Raw genomic sequence first — 16,424 nt, forward strand, 5'->3', positions numbered from 1 at the left:
AATGACCTGGCCTTCAAGCACTACGACAAGGACCGCATCGTCCTGGGCCAGCGCATGGAGGACCACCTGCGCTTTGCCGTGTGCTACTGGCACAACTTCGTCTGGACCGGCCTGGACCCGTTCGGCGGCGCCACCTTCGAGCGCCCCTGGTTCCAGGGCGGCAGCCCGATGGAGCTGGCCAAGCTCAAGGCCGACGCCGCCTTCGAGTTCTTTGCCAAGCTCGGCGCGCCCTACTACTGCTTCCATGACCGCGACGTCGCCCCGGAAGGCGCCACGCCGCGCGAGAGCCACGAGAACTTCCTGCGCATGGTCGACGTGCTCGGCGAGAAGCAGCAGGCCACGGGCTTGAAGCTCTTGTGGGGCACGGCCAACCTGTTCAGCCACCGCCGCTTCATGAGCGGTGCGGCCAGCAACCCCAACCCCGAGCTGTTCGCCATGGCCGCGCTGCAGGTGCGCGACGCGATGGACGCGACGAAGAAGCTCGGCGGCGAGAACTACGTGCTGTGGGGCGGCCGCGAGGGCTACGAGACGCTGCTGAACACGCGCCTGGGCCAGGAGCTGGACCAGCTCGGCCGCTTCCTGAACATGGTCGTGGAGTACAAGCACAAGATCGGCTTCAAGGGCGCCATCCTCATCGAGCCCAAGCCGCGCGAGCCGTCCAAGCACCAGTACGACTTCGATACCGCGACCGTGTACGGCTTCCTCGTCCGTTACGGCCTGGAGAAGGAAGTCAAGGTCAACATCGAGGCCAACCACGCCACGCTGTCGGGCCACAGCTTCGAGCATGAGATCGCCACGGCAGGCGCCTTGGGCATCCTGGGCAGCCTGGACATGAACCGGGGTGATCCGCAACTGGGCTGGGACACCGACCAGTTCCCCAACAACGTGCCGGAGACGGCGATCGCGCTGTACCACGTCATCCAGGCCGGCGGGCTGGGCTCGGGCGGGTTGAACTTCGACGCCAAGGTGCGCCGCCAGTCCATCGACGCCGAGGACCTGTTCCACGGCCACATCGGCGGCATGGACGTGTGCGCCCAGGCGCTGCTGATTGCCGAGAAGATGGTCAACGACGGCCGCCTGAAGGCCGCCGTGGACAGCCGCTACGCCGGCTGGGACGCACCTGCCGGGCAGGACATCCTCAACGGCCGGCGTTCGCTGACCGAGCTCGCCGACCAGGTGCTCGCCGCCAACACCGACGTGGCGCCCGTCTCCGGCCGCCAGGAAGTCTTCGAGAACCTGGTCAATCGCTTCTGCGGCTGACCGGCCTCGTTAAAACAACAGGCCGACGCCCTGCCATGACCCACGCTCTCCCATTGCTGCCCGACTTCGTTCCGGTCGCGCCCGCGACTGCCCGCCACACCGGAAGCGCCCCCTTCATCAAAGGTACCGCCGCGACACCCGGAAGTGCCTTGAGTAGCGAGGCGCGCAACAGCGCGATGCTGACCTACTCCAGCCCCTTCCCCGCCGACTTCGTCTTCGGTGTTGCCGCCGCCGCACCCCAGATCGAGGGCGCCGCCTTCACCGATGGCAAGGGCGAGTCCATCTGGGACCGCTTCTGCCGCACGCCCGGCAAGGTGCATGACGACGACACCCTGGACGTCGCCTGCGATCACTACAACCGCTTCGATGACGACTTCGCGCTGATGGCGTCGTTGGGCGTCAAGAACTACCGCCTGTCGCTGGCCTGGCCGCGCATCTATCCGAACGGCGACGGTGCGCTGAACCAGGCCGGCCTGGACTTCTATCACCGCCTCTTCGCCAGCATGAAGAAGCACGGCATCGAGCCCTGGGTGACGCTCTTCCACTGGGACCTGCCGCAGGCGCTGGAAGACCGCGGCGGCTGGACGTCGCGCGTGACGGTCGACGCCTTCGGCCGCTACGCCGACACGGTCGTCAAGGCCTTCGCTGGTGAAGTGAAGCACTGGATCACGATGAACGAGATCCGCTGCTTCACGCAACTGGCCTACGGCTATGGCACCAAGGCACCGGGGCGCAAGGAGAGCGCGGCCGTCGTCAACCAGACCTTCCACCACGCGCTGCTGTGCCACGGCCACGGCGTGCGCGCGGTGCGCGAGTTCGGCGGCGCAGGCGCCGTGGTCGGCCTGACCGACAACTGCGATGTCTGCGTGCCCGTCACCGAGACACCGGCCGACATCGCCGCGGCCAAGGCCTGGTTCCTGGAGAAGAACGCGCACGTGCTGGGCGCCATGCACGCCGGCCACTACCCGGCCGACTATCTGGCCCGCGTGGGCAGCGATGCCCCGCAGGTGCTGCCCGGTGACTTCGAGCTCATCAGCCTGCCCACCGACCACCTGGGCCTGAACATCTACACCGCCACGTACGTGCGCGCCGGCAAGGATGGCGCCGCCTGGGAGGCCGTGCCGCTGCCGGCCAACTACCCGCGCGCCGACAGCCTCTGGCTCAACCTGGTGCCCCAGGCCATCTATTGGGCCACCCGTTTCTGCCATGAGCTGTACGGCCACGCTTCGCTGTACATCACCGAGAACGGCTGCGGCTACAACGACGAGCCAGTCGTGAACGGCGAGGTGCTGGACCTGCACCGCCGCGACTTCCTGCGCAACCACCTGCGCGAGGCCCACCGCGCGATTGCCGACGGCGTGCCGCTGCACGGCTACTTCCTGTGGAGCTTCATCGACAACTACGAGTGGGAAGACGGCTACCAGCGGCGCTTTGGCATCGTGCACTGCGACTACGCCACGCAGGTGCGCACCCCGAAGTTGTCGGCGCGCTACTACGCCGAAGTCATGCGCGAGCGGTGCATCCTGTGAACGCGAGCACCCTTCACCTGGAGCGCGTCGTGCCGCCGGCGGCGGATCGCCTGCCGATGCGGCAGAAGATCGGCTTCGGCCTGGGTTCCATCCTGGACATGTGGGGCCACTGGCTCTATCCGTCGCTGGCCTACCAGGTCTTCAACATCTTCCTCGGCGTGGCCCCCGGCCTGATCTCGACGGTGCAGATGATCAAGATCTTCGTCGACGCCGGCTCGGACGCCGTCTTCGGCTGGCTGTCGGACAACACGCGCACGCGCTACGGGCGCCGCCGTCCCTTCATCCTGGTGGGCGGCGTGCTTGCCGGCATCGGCCTGCCACTGATGTTCGCTGTCGGCAAGGGGTGGACCCAATCCGAGTACTTCATCTTCATGCTGGTCAGCACGGTGATCTACGTGCCCATCATGAGCTGCTTCAACATGCCCTGGAGCAGCCTTGGTGCGGAGATGACGCCGGACTACCACGAGCGCACGATGGTGATGGCGATCCGCAACGCCATCCAGAAGGGGCCCGAGCTGGCGATGTTCTTCGCCGCCCAGTTCACGACGCTGGCCATCTTCAACCAGGCCAACGGCAAGCCCGACATCCTGCGCGGCGCGCAGACCTATTGCGCCATCCTCGGCGCCATCATGGTGGCTGCTTCCATCGCCATCTTCCTGCTGGTGCGCGAGCGCTACTACGAGAAGCTGGTGTCGCGCACACAGACCCACATCCCGTTTGCCGACACGCTGTGGCGCACGCTGCGCTGCAGGCCCTTCCGCCATGTGCTGGGCATGATGCTGGCCTACGGCACCGGCACGGCCATGGTGGGCACGCTCGGCTACTACGCGACGGTCTACTACGTCTGCGGCGGCAACGTCGTGGAGGGCGCGAAGTGGAACACGGCCATGGGCCTGTCGGGCATGGCCTTCGGCTTCGCGGGCATCCCCTTCTTCGCGTGGATCGCGCGCCGCCAGGGCAAGCGGGTCGGCCTGGCGGCAGTGCTGTTCCTGGCCATCTGCGCCTTCATCGGCGACTGGTGGCTGTACGACCCGGCGCGGCCTTATCTGCAGCTGCTGGCCTGTGGCTTCGTGGCTTTCACAGGTGCAGGGTTCTGGACGCTGTACAACGCCACGCTGGGCGACGTGGTGGACTACGACGAGATGCAGACCGGCCAGCGCCGCGAGGGCTCGTTCTCGGCCTGCCAGTCGTGGATCTCCAAGGTCGGCATCGCGCTGGGCACGGGCGCCTCGGGCTGGATCCTGCAGTTCACCGGCTTTGACGCCAAGCTGGAGGCCCTGCAGACGCCGCACGCCATTTTTATGATGCGCATCCTGCTGTCCACCATCCCCGTCATCGGCCTGGTGCTGGCGCTGCTGTCGCTGCTGCGCTTCGAGCTGACCGAGAAGCGCATGGCCGAGATCCGCGTGCAGCTGGAAGCCACGCGGGGGCAGGTATGACAGCCACCGGAGCGCGTTGATTTCGCCACCCAGGTCGACGCAAAGCACCCCAAAACGATGATGCAGGAATGCAAGAAGAGCCCACGCCCTTCCTGGGCTCGATGGCATCTGCTCGCCCTGACCTTGACCTTGCTCGCGTGGGTGTGCCCATGTCCCGCTGAACCGGCGGTCTTGCGCATCGTGGCGCCGACCAGCCAGTCGATGCCGGTGCTCAGGATGGCTGAGCAGCGACCCGTCGCAGGTTTGCTCAAGGACCTGGGCGAGGTGTTCGCCCGGCAACTGGGGCTGAGCCCAGTTTTCCTGCCGCTCCCGAGCAAACGCGCGGCCCTGGCCGTGGAGTCTGGTGCCGCCGATCTGCTGTGCTACGCCAAGCCGGAATGGCTGGAGGCCGATGTGCTCTGGACGCAGCTTTTCCTGTCGGGCACGGGCATCATCGCGGCCGGCCCGGACTCGCCCGCCGTGTCGCAGTTGCAGGATCTGCGCGACGAACCACTTGGCACCGTGCTGGGCTACCGCTACCCGGCAATCGATCAGGTGCTGGCGCGGCCGATCGCCCGAGAGGACGTCGCCGACGCAGAGACGAATCTGCGTCGTCTGGCCCTGGGGAGAGTCCGCTACGCCGTGACGGACCGCGCCGCGTTGGCGCATTACGTCAAGAGCCATCCGACGTCAAACCTGCGCGAAGTGCTCGAGGTCGAGCCCTACCGGCTGGGCTGCGCGCTGTCACCGGCCAAGGCCGACCTCCTTCAGCCTCTGAACCGCGTCATCGATCGCATGCGCGTCGACGGCACGTTGGAGAAGCTGTTGAATCGCTACCGCTGATCGGCAATCCGGCCCGGGTATTCACTGGTCTTACCAAATTTTCCATATGGCAAAGTGGCATGACCAATATTTTGACTATTAAGGAAACCTTGTCGCGATGACCTCGCTCCAGGCCGAGTCCTCCACTTCATCGTTGCTGAGCATGCGCGGCGTCTGCAAGCGTTTCGACAGCGTCACCGCGTTGTCGGGCGTCGAGCTGGACGTTCGTCGCGGCGAGGTCCACGCGATCTGCGGTGAGAACGGCGCCGGCAAGTCGACGCTGATGAAGATCCTGAGCGGCGTCTATACACCCGACGAAGGCGAGATCCGCATCGACGGCCAGCCCGTTCGCATCGGCGGCCTGCATCACGCGCAGGAACTCGGCATCGTCATGATTCACCAGGAGCTGAACCTGGTGCCCCACCTGACCGTGGCCGAGAACATCTGGCTGGGTCGCGAGCCGCGGCGGGGCTGGTTTGTGGACAGGGCTCAGCAGCGCAAAGGCGCGCTCGCCTGCCTGCAGCGGCTGGGCATGGACATCGACCCGGATACCGAGGTTTCGGCCCTGTCGATCGCGCAGCAGCAAATGGTCGAGATCGCCAAGGCCCTGTCGATGGATGCGCGGCTGCTGATCATGGACGAACCCACGTCATCGCTCGGCGAGGCGGACGCTTCCCGCCTGCTGGCGGTGGTGCAGGAACTGAAGCGCTCCGGCGTGGGCATCGTCTACATCTCGCACCGGCTCGACGAACTGGACCACATCGTCGACCGCGTCACCGTGCTGCGCGACGGCCACTACATCACCACCCGGCACTGGGCCGAGACGTCGATCGACGAGATCGTCAGCCTGATGGTGGGCCGCGAGCTGAACCAGCAGTTCCCGCCGGCCACGCGCCAACCTTCCACCGAAGTGCTGCTGCGGGTGCGCGGCCTGCGGCGTGAGGGTGTCTTCGGGCCGCTGGATTTCGAGCTGCGGCGCGGCGAGATCCTCGGCTTGGCCGGCCTGGTCGGCGCCGGCCGCACCGAGGTCGCACGGGCCATCTTCGGTGCCGATGCTGTCGATGGCGGCGAGATCGAACTGGATGGCCAACGCCTGCAGATCCGCTCGCCGCGCGATGCCATCGCTGCCGGCATCGCCTACGTCTCCGAAGACCGCAAGGCCCACGGCCTGGCGGTGAAGATGAGCGTGGCCCACAACATCACGCTGGCCAACCTGGGCGCGCTGGCCAGCGGCCTGGGCTTCATCGACGCGGCGCGCGAGCGCAGCACGGCCGAGCGCTTCATCAGCCAGCTCGGCATCCGCACGCCGTCGCCGGACCAGATCGCCCGGCTGCTGTCGGGCGGCAATCAGCAAAAGGTGGTGATTGCCAAATGGCTGTTCCGTGAAGCGCGCGTGATCCTGTTCGATGAACCCACCCGAGGCATCGACGTGGGCGCCAAGTACGCCATCTACGAGCTGATGGACCGGCTCGCGGCCGAAGGCGTGGGCGTCGTGCTGATCAGCTCCGAGCTGCCGGAGATCCTGGGCTTGAGCGACCGCGTGGCGGTGTTCCGCCAGGGCCAGCTCGCCACGCTGCTGAACACCCGCACGTGCAGCCAGCACGACATCATGCACCATGCCTCCGTCGGCTCATCCGAGCCGGCCAAGCCCTCCATGGCATCCCTCGAACCGACGACATGAACGACCGCCAGAAAGACCTGATCCAAAAATTTGCCGCGCTGGCGGGCCTGCTCATCCTGGTGCTGGTGTTCTCGCTGACGAGCAACGCCTTCTTCTCGGTCGGCAACGCGATGACGGTGTCGCTGCAGGTGAGCACCATCGTCTACCTGGGCATCGGTGCGACCCTGGTCATCCTGACCGGCGGCATCGACCTGTCGGTGGGCTCGGTGCTGGCGCTATCGGGCGTGGTGGCGGGCATGCTGGTCAAGAACGGCATGCCGGTGCCGCCGGCCATGGCCATCGGCGTCGTCGTCGGCGCGCTGTGCGGTGCCATCAACGGCCTGTGTGTGACCCGCCTGCGCCTGCCGCCTTTCATCGCCACGCTGGGCATGATGCTGGTGGCGCGCGGCGTCGCGCTGCAGCTCACCGACGCGCGGGCCATCTCCGGTCTGGGCGAAGCCTTTGGCGAACTGGGCAACGGCGCGCTGTGGCGCATCGAGAAGATCGACGAGCAGGGCTTCCCCGATATCGTCTTCCCCGGCATCCCCTATCCGGTGCTGCTGATGATCGTGCTGGCCATCGTCGCGGGCATCCTGCTGCGGCGCACGACGCTGGGGCGGCATCTGCACGCTGTCGGCTCCAACGGCGAGGCAGCGCGGCTGTCGGGTGTCAACGTCGGGCGCGTCGCTATGTTTGCCTACATCGCCTCGGGCGCGCTGGCGGGCCTGTGCGGCTGCGTGCTGATGTCCCGCCTCGTCACCGCGCAGCCCAACGAGGGCGTGATGTACGAGCTCGATGCGATCGCGGCAGCCGTCATCGGTGGCACCTCGCTGCTGGGCGGTGTCGGCACCATCTCCGGCACGCTCATCGGCGCCTTCGTCATCGGCATCCTGCGCAACGGGTTGAACATGAACGGCGTCTCGTCCTTCACACAACAGATCATCATCGGTCTGGTCATCCTCGTCACCGTCTGGATCGACCAACTCCGCAACCGGCGCTGAAGACCGGTTCCATTCCTCAGGAGACATCCCATGCCCCGTCCTTTGATTCACGCGCTCGTGAGCGCCTGCCTGGCTCTGCTCGGCACCGCATCCCAAGCCGGCGAGATCGCCGTCATCGTCAAGACCACGAACTCGACCTATTGGCAGAACGTCAACAAGGGCGCCGAGACCGCCATCAAGGAGATCGCCGGCCACACGCTGACCTTCTCCGGCCCGGCCAGCGAATCAGCCATCGCCGACCAGGTCAACCTCGTCGAGAACGCCATCAACCGCAAGGTGGCCGGCATCGTGCTCGGCCCGTCGGACCCCGACGCGCTGGTGCCGGTTATCAAGAAGGCCTGGGAAGCGCGCATTCCTGTCGTGTTGATCGACTCGCACGTGTCCGAGGCCGGCAAGCCCTACTACCAGTCCTTTCTGACGACGGACAACCGCGCCGCCGGTGAGCTCTGCGCCAAACAGCTGATCGACAAGATCGGCACCACCGGCAAGGTGGCCGTCATGTCCTTCGTTGCCGGGGCCGGCTCCGAGGTCGGGCGCGTCGGCGCCTTCACAAGCTACCTGAAGGCCAACTCCAAGCTCGAGATCGTCGGGCCCTTCTATTCGCAGTCGCAGATGGCCACCGCGATGAACCAGACCACCGACGTGCTGGCCGCCCACCGCGACCTCAAGGCGATCTTCGGCGCCAACGAGCCCACCGCCGTCGGCATGGGCCGCGCGCTGGTGCAGAGCGGCCGCGCGGGCAAGCTGGTCGCCATCGGCTTCGACGGCAACCAGGACCTGCAGAAGTTCGTCCAGGACGGCACGCTCACGGGCATCGCGGTGCAGAGCTCCTTCCAGATGGGCTACCTGGGCGTCAAGACCATCTCCGACGTTTTGCAGAAGAAGCCCGTGCCCAAGTTCCGCGACACCGGCGTCGTGTGGGTCAACAAGGCCAACCTGCAGTCGCCCGAGGCCAAGGCCGTCCTGTACTGAAGTGGACCCGCGACGAACTTCAATGCCGCGCTTGAACCACCTTCCCAGCCGCCCTCTCACCGGCGCCGGCCTGCAGCTGACGACGCTGGGCCTGGGCGCCGCGGCCCTGGCCGGCCTTTACGAGGCCGTGGATGACGCCACGGCCATCGCGACGCTGCAGGCCGCCTGGGGCGCCGGCGTGCGCTATTTCGACACGGCCCCTTTCTACGGCTACACGCGCAGTGAACGCCGCGTCGGCGAGTTCCTGTCGCGGCAGCCGCGGGACAGCTTCGTGCTGTCCACCAAGGTTGGGCGCCTCATGCATTCCGACCCGAAAGTGGCGGCCGGCAGCGACGGCTGGGCCAATCCCCTGCCCTTCCGCCCGGTGTATGACTACAGCTACAGCGGCGTGATGCGCTCCTTCGAGGACAGCCTGCAGCGACTGGGACTGGCGCGCATCGACATGCTGCTCGTCCACGACATCGGCCGCCTGACCCACGGCGACCAGCACGACCTTCATTGGCACGCGCTGACCACCGGTGGTTTCCGGGCACTGGAGGAACTGCGCAGCCAGGGCGTCGTGCGGGCCATCGGCCTGGGCGTGAACGAATGGGAAGTGGCGCAGGACGCCATCGCCGCCGCACCCCTGGACTGCGTGCTGCTGGCCGGCCGCTACACGCTGCTGGAGCAAGGCAGCCTGGGCTTCCTGGACCAATGCGCAACGGCGGGCGTGAGCGTAGTCATTGGCGGCCCCTTCAATTCGGGGCTGCTGGCCGGGCAGGCCAAATACAACTATGGCGGCGTGCCACCGCAGGTGATGCGCCAGGCGCAGGCCCTGGACGGAACCTGCGCCGAGTTCGGCGTGCCGCTGCAGGCCGCGGCGCTGCAGTTTCCGCTGGCGCATCCGGCCGTGGTCAGCGTGCTGGCGGGCATGCGCTCGCCTGAACAGGTCGCAGCCAACGCCGCCTGGCTGGAGCGCGCCATCCCACGCGAGCTCTGGCATCGGTTGCGCGGCCGTGGCCTCATTGCCGGCAATGCGCCCCTGCCCGAGCGCGGGCCCCAGGACGACTGATGAAGGTCGACTCACATCAGCACTTCTGGCGCCTGGCCGATCGCGAGGGCCAATGGCCGCCCGCTTCGCTGCAGGCCATCCACCGCGACTTCGGCCCCGAGGATCTCGCACCTCACCTGCAGGCCGCCGGCATTGACGCCACCGTGCTCGTGCAGTCCTTGCCGAGCATCGACGACACCCGTTGGATGCTGGCACTTGCCGAACGCACGCCCTGGGTGCGCGGGGTCGTCGGCTGGGTGGACTTCAAGGCCGCCGATGCGGCAGCGCAGATCGCCGCGCTGGCCCGCCACCCGCTGCTCAAGGGCCTGCGCCCGATGCTGCAGGACCTGCCCGAAGACGACTGGATCGCCGACCCGGCCTGCAGCCCGGCCGCCGAGGCCATGCAGCGCCATGGCCTGGTGTTCGACGCGCTGGTGCTGCCGCGCCAGTTACCGGCGCTGTGCCGTTTCGCCGCACGCCACCCGCGGTTGAACCTCGTCATCGACCACGCCGCCAAACCCCTGATCGCGCGCGGCGAGCTCGAGCCCTGGCGCAACGACATCGCCGCATTGGCCGCCCTCCCCCAGGTGCACTGCAAGCTCTCGGGCCTGCTGACCGAGGCAGGCGAGCGCCGCGATGCGGCAGCCCTGCAACCTTACGCCCAGGCGCTCTGGACGCTGTTCGGCCCGCGCCGCCTGCTGTGGGGCAGCGACTGGCCCGTGCTGCGCCTGGCTGCCGACTACGCCGACTGGTGGCAGCTCGCCCACCAGTTGGCCCGCCAATTCCACCCGGTTCCCCAACCTGACGACCTGCAGGCGCTTTTCGGGGGCAATGCCGCTCGCCTCTACCGCCTCGCCTCCACCACCTAGAACCATGTTGACTGTTTCCTGCGAATCCCCCGGCGTTCTCGTCGCTCACCAACGCCCTCGCCCCGAGCGCGGCCCCGCGGAGGTGTTGCTGCGCGTGAAGCGCGTGGGCGTGTGCGGCACAGACCTGCACATCTTCACCGGCCACCAGCCCTACCTCAGCTACCCGCGCGTCATGGGGCACGAGCTCTCGGGCATCGTGGAGGACGCCGACGCCGACAGCGGCCTGAAGCCGGGCGACGCGGTCTACGTGATGCCCTACCTGTCCTGCGGCCACTGCATCGCCTGCCGCCAGGGCAAGACCAACTGCTGCGTTCGCATCCAGGTGCTGGGCGTGCATCGCGACGGCGCCTTTGCCGAATATGTCAGCGTGCCGCAGCGCTTCGTCGGCAAGGCCGATGGCATCACGCTGGACCAGGCCGCGATGGTGGAGTTCCTGGCCATCGGCGCACACGCGGTCCGCCGCGGCGAGGTTGCGGCCGGCCAGCGCGTGCTGGTAGTGGGCGCAGGCCCCATCGGCATCGGTGCAATGCTGTTCGCCCGCCTGCGTGGCGCCATCGTCACCGCCCTCGACAGCCGCCAGGACCGCCTCGATTTCGCGCTGCGCCACGCCGGCGCCACTGCGGCCGTGGCCCTGGGTGAAGGCGATGAGGCGCAACTGTCGCAGCTCACCGAGGGTGAGTTCTTCGACGTGGTGTTCGACGCCACCGGCAACCCAGGCGCCATGGAGCGCGGCTTTCGCTTCATCGCCCATGGCGGGCGCTATGTGCTGGTGTCCATCGTGCAGGGCGATATCCGCTTCTCCGACCCGGAGTTCCACAAGCGCGAGGCGACGCTGCTCAGCAGCCGCAACGCCACGACGGAAGACTTCGAGACCGTCATGAAGGCGATGCGCGAGGGTCTGGTGCCCGACGTGGCGCTAGCCACGCACCGGCTGACGCTGGCCGACGTACCCGCCGGCTTCCCGCGCCTGCTGGACCCTGCCGAGGGCGTCATCAAAGCCATCGTCGAATGCTGAGCATGAAGCCCCTCGTCCAAGGAGTACCTTGGCCGGTCCCCCGAGGGGGCGGCGATGCTTGCCGGTTCGACCGGCAAGCACATCGCCCTGGCGGGCCGGCTTGGGAGCGGCCCGGCGCTCGGCCCGCGATGCCTGAATTCGAAACCGCTCGGCACCCATGAACCCAGGCCAGCCCATCCTGCAGTTCGGCACCAGCCGCTTCCTGCAGGCCCATGTCGACCTTTTCGTCAGCGAAGCCGCCGAGCGCGGCGAGGCGCTGGGCGGCATCACGGTGGTGCAGAGCACCGGCAACCCGGCAAGCACGATGCGCACCCAGGCCATGGCCCGTGCCGGAGGCTTCGACGTCATCGTGCGCGGCCTGGCGCAGGGCCAGCCCGTGGAAGAGCGCAGAACCTGCCGCTCCGTGCGCGAAGCCTTCCATGCCGCGACGGACTGGCCCGCCGTGCGCGGGCGCATGCGGGGGCCCGTGCAGGTGATCGTTTCCAACACCGGCGACGGTGGCTGGGTGCTGGACGCTGCTGACGCCGCCGCCCTGCTGTCCGACGACGCCGCAGCGCCCTCATCCTTCCCCGCCAAGCTGCTCGTGCTGCTACACGACCGCTGGCAGGCGCAGCCCGACGCCGAGCTGACGCTGCTGCCCTGCGAACTGGTGTCGCGCAACGGCGATGCGCTGCGCGACCTCGTCGTGGCGCTGGCCCGCCAATGGCAGTGCACGCCGGCCTTCGTCGACTGGCTGCAGGCCCGGCCGGTGTGGGCCAATTCGCTGGTGGACCGCATCGTGTCCGAGGCGCTGGAGCCGGTCGGCGCCGTGGCCGAGCCCTATGCGCTGTGGGCCGTCGAGGCGCAGCCGCGGCTGCAGCTGCCTTGTCGGCATCCCGACGTCGTCCTCACCGACGATCTCGCGCGCTTCGAACGGCTCAAGCTCTTCTTGCTCAATCTTGGCCACACACTGCTCGCTGAGCAATGGCAGAAGGGCCGCCTTGCAGCCGACATGACAGTGCTGCAGGCCATGCAGGACCCGGCGCTGCGCGAGCCGCTCGAAGCCGCCTGGCAGCAGGAGGTGCTGCCGGTGTTCGACGCGCTGGGCCAGGGCGATCAGGCGCGGGACTACCTGGTTGCCCTGCGCGAACGGCTGTTGAACCCCTTCCTGGCCCATCGGCTGGCCGACATCGCGCAGAACCATGAACAGAAAAAATCACGGCGCCTGCGTCCAGTGGTTGAATTAGCACGGCTGCATGTGCCCGGCCTGGTGCAGCCCCGGCTGAACGCCGCGCTGGCCGCGCAATGAACAAGGAACACGCAATGCAACGCATGGGCATGGTGATCGGCATCGAGCCGGACCGTATCGCCGAATACAAGCGCCTGCACGCGGCCGTCTGGCCCGCGGTGCTGGCGCGCCTGGCCGCCTCCAACATCCGCAACTACAGCATCTTCCTGCGCGAGCCGGAGAACCTGCTGTTCGGCTGCTGGGAATACCACGGCAGCGACTACGAGGCCGACATGGCGGCCATCGCCGCCGACGCCGAAACCCGCCGCTGGTGGACCTTCTGCAGCCCCTGCCAGCGTCCGCTGGAAAGCCGCGCGCCTGGCGAGCACTGGGCAGCCATGGAGTGCGTCTTCCATGTCGACTGACGAAGCGCCGCCGCTGATCCTGCTGCACGCCAGCGACAACGTCGCCGTGGCGCGCGTGGCGCTGGCGGAAAACGCAGAAATCGCCGCGCCGGGTGGTGCTGCCTTGCGTGTTCGCGCTGCCATCGACGCGGGCCACAAGATCGCATTGCGCGCCATCGCGCCCGGTGAGGTGGTACTGAAGTACGGCCAGCCCATCGGCGTGGCCAGCACCGCCATCCAGGCCGGCGACCATGTGCACGTCCACAACGTCGACATGGCCAAGGAAGCGCCACCCCAGGCGGCCAGCCGCTCGCCCGCAGCGCCACTGGCCGCTGGCGAGGCGGCCAGTTTCGAGGGATTCGTGCGAAATGACGGCCGTGTCGGCACGCGCAACTACATCGGCGTGCTTTCCAGCGTGAACTGCTCGGCGACCGTCTGCAAGGCCATCGCCCAGGCTTTCAGCGGCGAGGCGCTGGCTGCCTTCCCTGGCGTGGACGGCGTGGTCGCCATCACGCACGGCAGCGGCTGCGGCATGAGCGCCGAGGGCGAAGGCCTGGAACTGCTGCGCCGCACGCTGCGCGGCTACGCGACCCACCCGAATTTCGCCGGCGTGGTGCTGATCGGCCTGGGCTGCGAAGTGAATCAGGTCGACCCGCTGGTGCAGGGCCTGCCTGCTGAAGCGCGTGAACGCATCCACACGCTGACGATCCAGCAGGCCGGCGGCACCCGCGAAGCCGTCGAGCAGGGCAAGCAGCTCGTCCGTGAACTGGCCGCGCAGGCAAGCGCCGCCCGGCGCAGCACCGTGGCGCTGTCCCATCTCGTCATCGGCCTGCAATGTGGTGGCTCGGACGGCTATTCCGGCATCAGCGCCAACCCGGCACTGGGCGCCGCGGTGGACCTGCTGGTGCGCCACGGCGGCACGGCCATCCTGTCGGAGACGCCCGAGATCTACGGCGCTGAACATCTGCTCACCGCCCGCGCCGCATCACCTGAAGTGGCCGAGCGGCTGCTGGCCCGCATCCGGTGGTGGGAGACGTATGCCGCCCTGCATGGCGCGCAGCTGAACAACAACCCGTCGCCCGGCAACAAGGCGGGTGGCATCACCACCATCCTCGAGAAGTCGCTCGGCGCCGTGGCCAAGGGCGGCAGCAGCACGCTCAATGACGTGGTCGAGTACGCGCAGCCCGTTCAGGCGCACGGTCTGGTGTTCATGGACACGCCGGGCTACGACCCCGTGTCAGCCACGGGCCAGGTGGCCGGTGGCGCCAACCTGATCTGCTTCACAACGGGGCGTGGCTCGACCTATGGCTGCAAGCCCACGCCTTCGCTGAAGCTCGCCACCAACAGCCGCCTGTTCGAGCGCATGCCCCTGGACATGGACTTCAATGCCGGCGGCATCGTCGAGGGCTCGCAAACGGTGGCCGAGGCTGGCGAGGCGCTGTTCCGGCTGATCGTGGAGACGGCGTCGGGCCGTCTCACGCTGAGCGAGCAGCATGGCCTGGGTGACAACGAGTTCGTGCCCTGGCAGCTGGGCGCCGTCATGTGAGGCGCGCGGCGCCAGCGCCGCGCTAGACGGCGATGGCGCGCCGCGCAGCCGATTCGGACGGTTCGCCGATCCAGCGACCGTGCGAGGCCAGCAGATGGCTGCACATGGCCGCCGCTGCGGCCTGTGGGTTGCGCGCCTCCAGCGCATGCAGGACGGCTTCGTGCTCAGCCATCGCCGCCTGCCAGGTGTGGGTTGACTCGACACGCCCGCTCATGCGCGAGGAGATCGGGCTGTGGCGGCCGTCGAACAGCGTTCCCACCATGCCGACAAGCACCGAATTGCCGCACATCTCGGCAATGCTGAGGTGAAAGCGCCGGTCCGCCTCGACAGGCTTGCGGTCATGGGCGTGATCTTCGCGCATCGCTTCCAACGCGTCCTCGATGCGCCTCAGCCCGGCCTTGGTGACCCGGGCCGCGGCCAGCGTGATGACCGCACTTTCGAGCACGACGCGCGCCTGCATGAGCTCGGCGGGGCTCTCGCCCAACGCGGGTGTCGCCACATTGCCGCGCTCGGTGGCGGCGCAGAGGTACACGCCCGAGCCGCCGCGGATCTCGACGCGGCCGTCAATCTCCAGCGCGATCAGCGCCTCGCGCAACGATGGCCGAGACACACCCAGCTGCAGCGCCAGCTCACGCTCCGCCGGCAGGCGTGATCCGTCGGCGATGCCTTCGGTCTCGATCAACGCTCGAATCCGGTCCGCGACCAGCTGATATTGGCGGCGGGCGTCGCCGCCGCCGCGAGGTTGACTGGCCATGGCTCACTTGAATCAAAAAATTGGACTGACCAAATGCTATCGCGCGCCGCGCGAAAGATTCGGCTTCGCAAGGAAAACCCTGGCGAAATCGCTCAAGGATCTGACCGTTTGAGGCGCCATGCCGGCGCGAGGCTGGTCGTTGCCTCAGTCGGCGACAGCCGCCCCGACCGGCGGATCGGACGGTTCGCCGATCCATCGGCCGTGCGACGCCAGCAGGTGGCTGCCCATCGCGGCAGCCGCAGCCTGCGGGTTGCGCGCCTCCAGCGCATGGAGGATGGCCTGGTGCTCCGCCAGCGCCACGTGCCAGGCATGCGTTGGCTCGAAGCGACCGCTCATGCGCGAGGAGATCGGGCTGTGGCGGCCATCGAACAGCGTTCCCACCATGCCGACAAGCACCGAATTGCCGCACATCTCGGCAATGCCCAAGTGAAAACGCCGGTCGGCCTCGACCGGCTTGCGCCCAAAGGCATGGTCTTCACGCATCGCCTGCAAGGCCTCCTCGATACGCTGCAATCCCGCCGGCGTGACCCGGGCCGCCGCCAGCGTGACGACCGCGCTTTCGAGCACGACCCGCGCCTGCATGAGTTCGCCGGGGCTGTCTCCCAGGGCCGACGTTGCCACATCGCCCTGGTCCTGGCCGGCACAGACATACACGCCCGAGCCGCCGCGGATCTCGACGCGGCCATCGATCTCCAGCGCAATGAGTGCCTCGCGCAACGACGGCCGTGACACGCCGAGCTGCAAGGCGAGGTCACGCTCCGCCGGCAGCCGCGACCCGGCCTCTCGGCCTTCCGTCTCGATCAAGGCTCGAATGCGGTCCGCGACCAACTGGTACTGGCGGCGCGTGTCGCTACCGCGAGGGTGTTGAGCCATGTTTCCCTGGATGTGGCAATTGGACTGACCACATGCTAACGCCCCAAATTGCGAAATTTACAGC

15 protein-coding genes are annotated in these 16,424 nt (G+C 67.8%); 13 read left to right on the forward strand and 2 right to left on the reverse strand.

Features of this window, described 5'->3' with window-relative positions:
• The 13 genes from xylA to AC1DW0_RS13875 all read left to right on the forward strand — a co-directional run.
• On the forward strand, window positions 1–1,260 hold a 1,260-nt coding region (xylA, locus tag AC1DW0_RS13815; RefSeq protein WP_477946425.1), incomplete at its 5' end, for a xylose isomerase.
• A 35-nt stretch (window positions 1,261–1,295) separates the two neighbouring features.
• The gene (locus tag AC1DW0_RS13820; protein WP_477946427.1) at window positions 1,296–2,789 is read left to right on the forward strand and encodes a GH1 family beta-glucosidase; all 1,494 of its coding nucleotides are present in this window, start codon (window positions 1,296–1,298) and stop codon (window positions 2,787–2,789) included.
• Window positions 2,786–4,228 carry an MFS transporter gene (locus tag AC1DW0_RS13825; RefSeq protein WP_457356529.1) on the forward strand — a complete coding sequence of 481 codons (1,443 nt, stop codon included), beginning with the start codon at window positions 2,786–2,788 and terminating at the stop codon, window positions 4,226–4,228. The genes AC1DW0_RS13820 and AC1DW0_RS13825 overlap by 4 nt, the downstream gene beginning before the upstream one ends.
• A gap of 180 nt (window positions 4,229–4,408) precedes the next feature.
• Window positions 4,409–5,050: a substrate-binding periplasmic protein gene (locus AC1DW0_RS13830; RefSeq protein ID WP_457322466.1), complete on the forward strand. Its 642-nt coding sequence runs from the start codon at window positions 4,409–4,411 to the stop codon at window positions 5,048–5,050.
• A 97-nt stretch (window positions 5,051–5,147) separates the two neighbouring features.
• Window positions 5,148–6,710, forward strand: coding sequence for a sugar ABC transporter ATP-binding protein (locus AC1DW0_RS13835; RefSeq protein ID WP_457356527.1), 1,563 nt, complete (start codon window positions 5,148–5,150; stop codon window positions 6,708–6,710).
• Complete coding sequence (locus AC1DW0_RS13840; RefSeq protein ID WP_457356526.1) at window positions 6,707–7,690, forward strand: ABC transporter permease; 984 nt, start codon at window positions 6,707–6,709, stop codon at window positions 7,688–7,690. The genes AC1DW0_RS13835 and AC1DW0_RS13840 overlap by 4 nt, the downstream gene beginning before the upstream one ends.
• A 30-nt stretch (window positions 7,691–7,720) precedes the next feature.
• Window positions 7,721–8,662, forward strand: coding sequence for an ABC transporter substrate-binding protein (locus AC1DW0_RS13845; protein WP_056197494.1), 942 nt, complete (start codon window positions 7,721–7,723; stop codon window positions 8,660–8,662).
• Window positions 8,663–8,693: 31 nt separating this feature from the next.
• Window positions 8,694–9,713, forward strand: a complete 1,020-nt coding sequence (locus tag AC1DW0_RS13850; protein WP_477946431.1) for an aldo/keto reductase — start codon at window positions 8,694–8,696, stop codon at window positions 9,711–9,713.
• On the forward strand, window positions 9,713–10,561 hold the full coding sequence (locus tag AC1DW0_RS13855; RefSeq protein ID WP_477946433.1) for an amidohydrolase family protein: 849 nt from the start codon (window positions 9,713–9,715) through the stop codon (window positions 10,559–10,561). The genes AC1DW0_RS13850 and AC1DW0_RS13855 overlap by 1 nt, the downstream gene beginning before the upstream one ends.
• 4 nt (window positions 10,562–10,565) lie before the next feature.
• Complete coding sequence (locus AC1DW0_RS13860; protein WP_477946435.1) at window positions 10,566–11,576, forward strand: zinc-binding alcohol dehydrogenase family protein; 1,011 nt, start codon at window positions 10,566–10,568, stop codon at window positions 11,574–11,576.
• Window positions 11,577–11,733: 157 nt separating this feature from the next.
• Complete coding sequence (locus tag AC1DW0_RS13865) at window positions 11,734–12,864, forward strand: mannitol dehydrogenase family protein (RefSeq protein WP_457447852.1); 1,131 nt, start codon at window positions 11,734–11,736, stop codon at window positions 12,862–12,864.
• Between the two features lie 14 nt (window positions 12,865–12,878).
• Window positions 12,879–13,208 (forward strand): L-rhamnose mutarotase, encoded by a 330-nt coding sequence (locus tag AC1DW0_RS13870; protein WP_056197501.1) that lies wholly within the window; start codon window positions 12,879–12,881, stop codon window positions 13,206–13,208.
• Complete coding sequence (locus AC1DW0_RS13875; protein WP_477946437.1) at window positions 13,198–14,733, forward strand: UxaA family hydrolase; 1,536 nt, start codon at window positions 13,198–13,200, stop codon at window positions 14,731–14,733. Before AC1DW0_RS13870 ends, AC1DW0_RS13875 begins: the two co-directional genes overlap by 11 nt.
• A 22-nt stretch (window positions 14,734–14,755) precedes the next feature.
• Here the strand turns inward: AC1DW0_RS13875 and AC1DW0_RS13880 are convergent, their stop codons facing one another.
• Together AC1DW0_RS13880 and AC1DW0_RS13885 are read right to left on the reverse strand one after the other, a co-directional pair.
• Complete coding sequence (locus tag AC1DW0_RS13880; protein ID WP_457322483.1) at window positions 14,756–15,487, reverse strand: FadR/GntR family transcriptional regulator; 732 nt, start codon at window positions 15,485–15,487, stop codon at window positions 14,756–14,758.
• Window positions 15,488–15,631: 144 nt separating this feature from the next.
• Window positions 15,632–16,360 (reverse strand): FadR/GntR family transcriptional regulator, encoded by a 729-nt coding sequence (locus tag AC1DW0_RS13885; RefSeq protein ID WP_457447856.1) that lies wholly within the window; start codon window positions 16,358–16,360, stop codon window positions 15,632–15,634.
• Window positions 16,361–16,424: the final 64 nt, after the last annotated feature.

This window comes from Roseateles sp. P4_D2 (genome assembly GCF_056401875.1).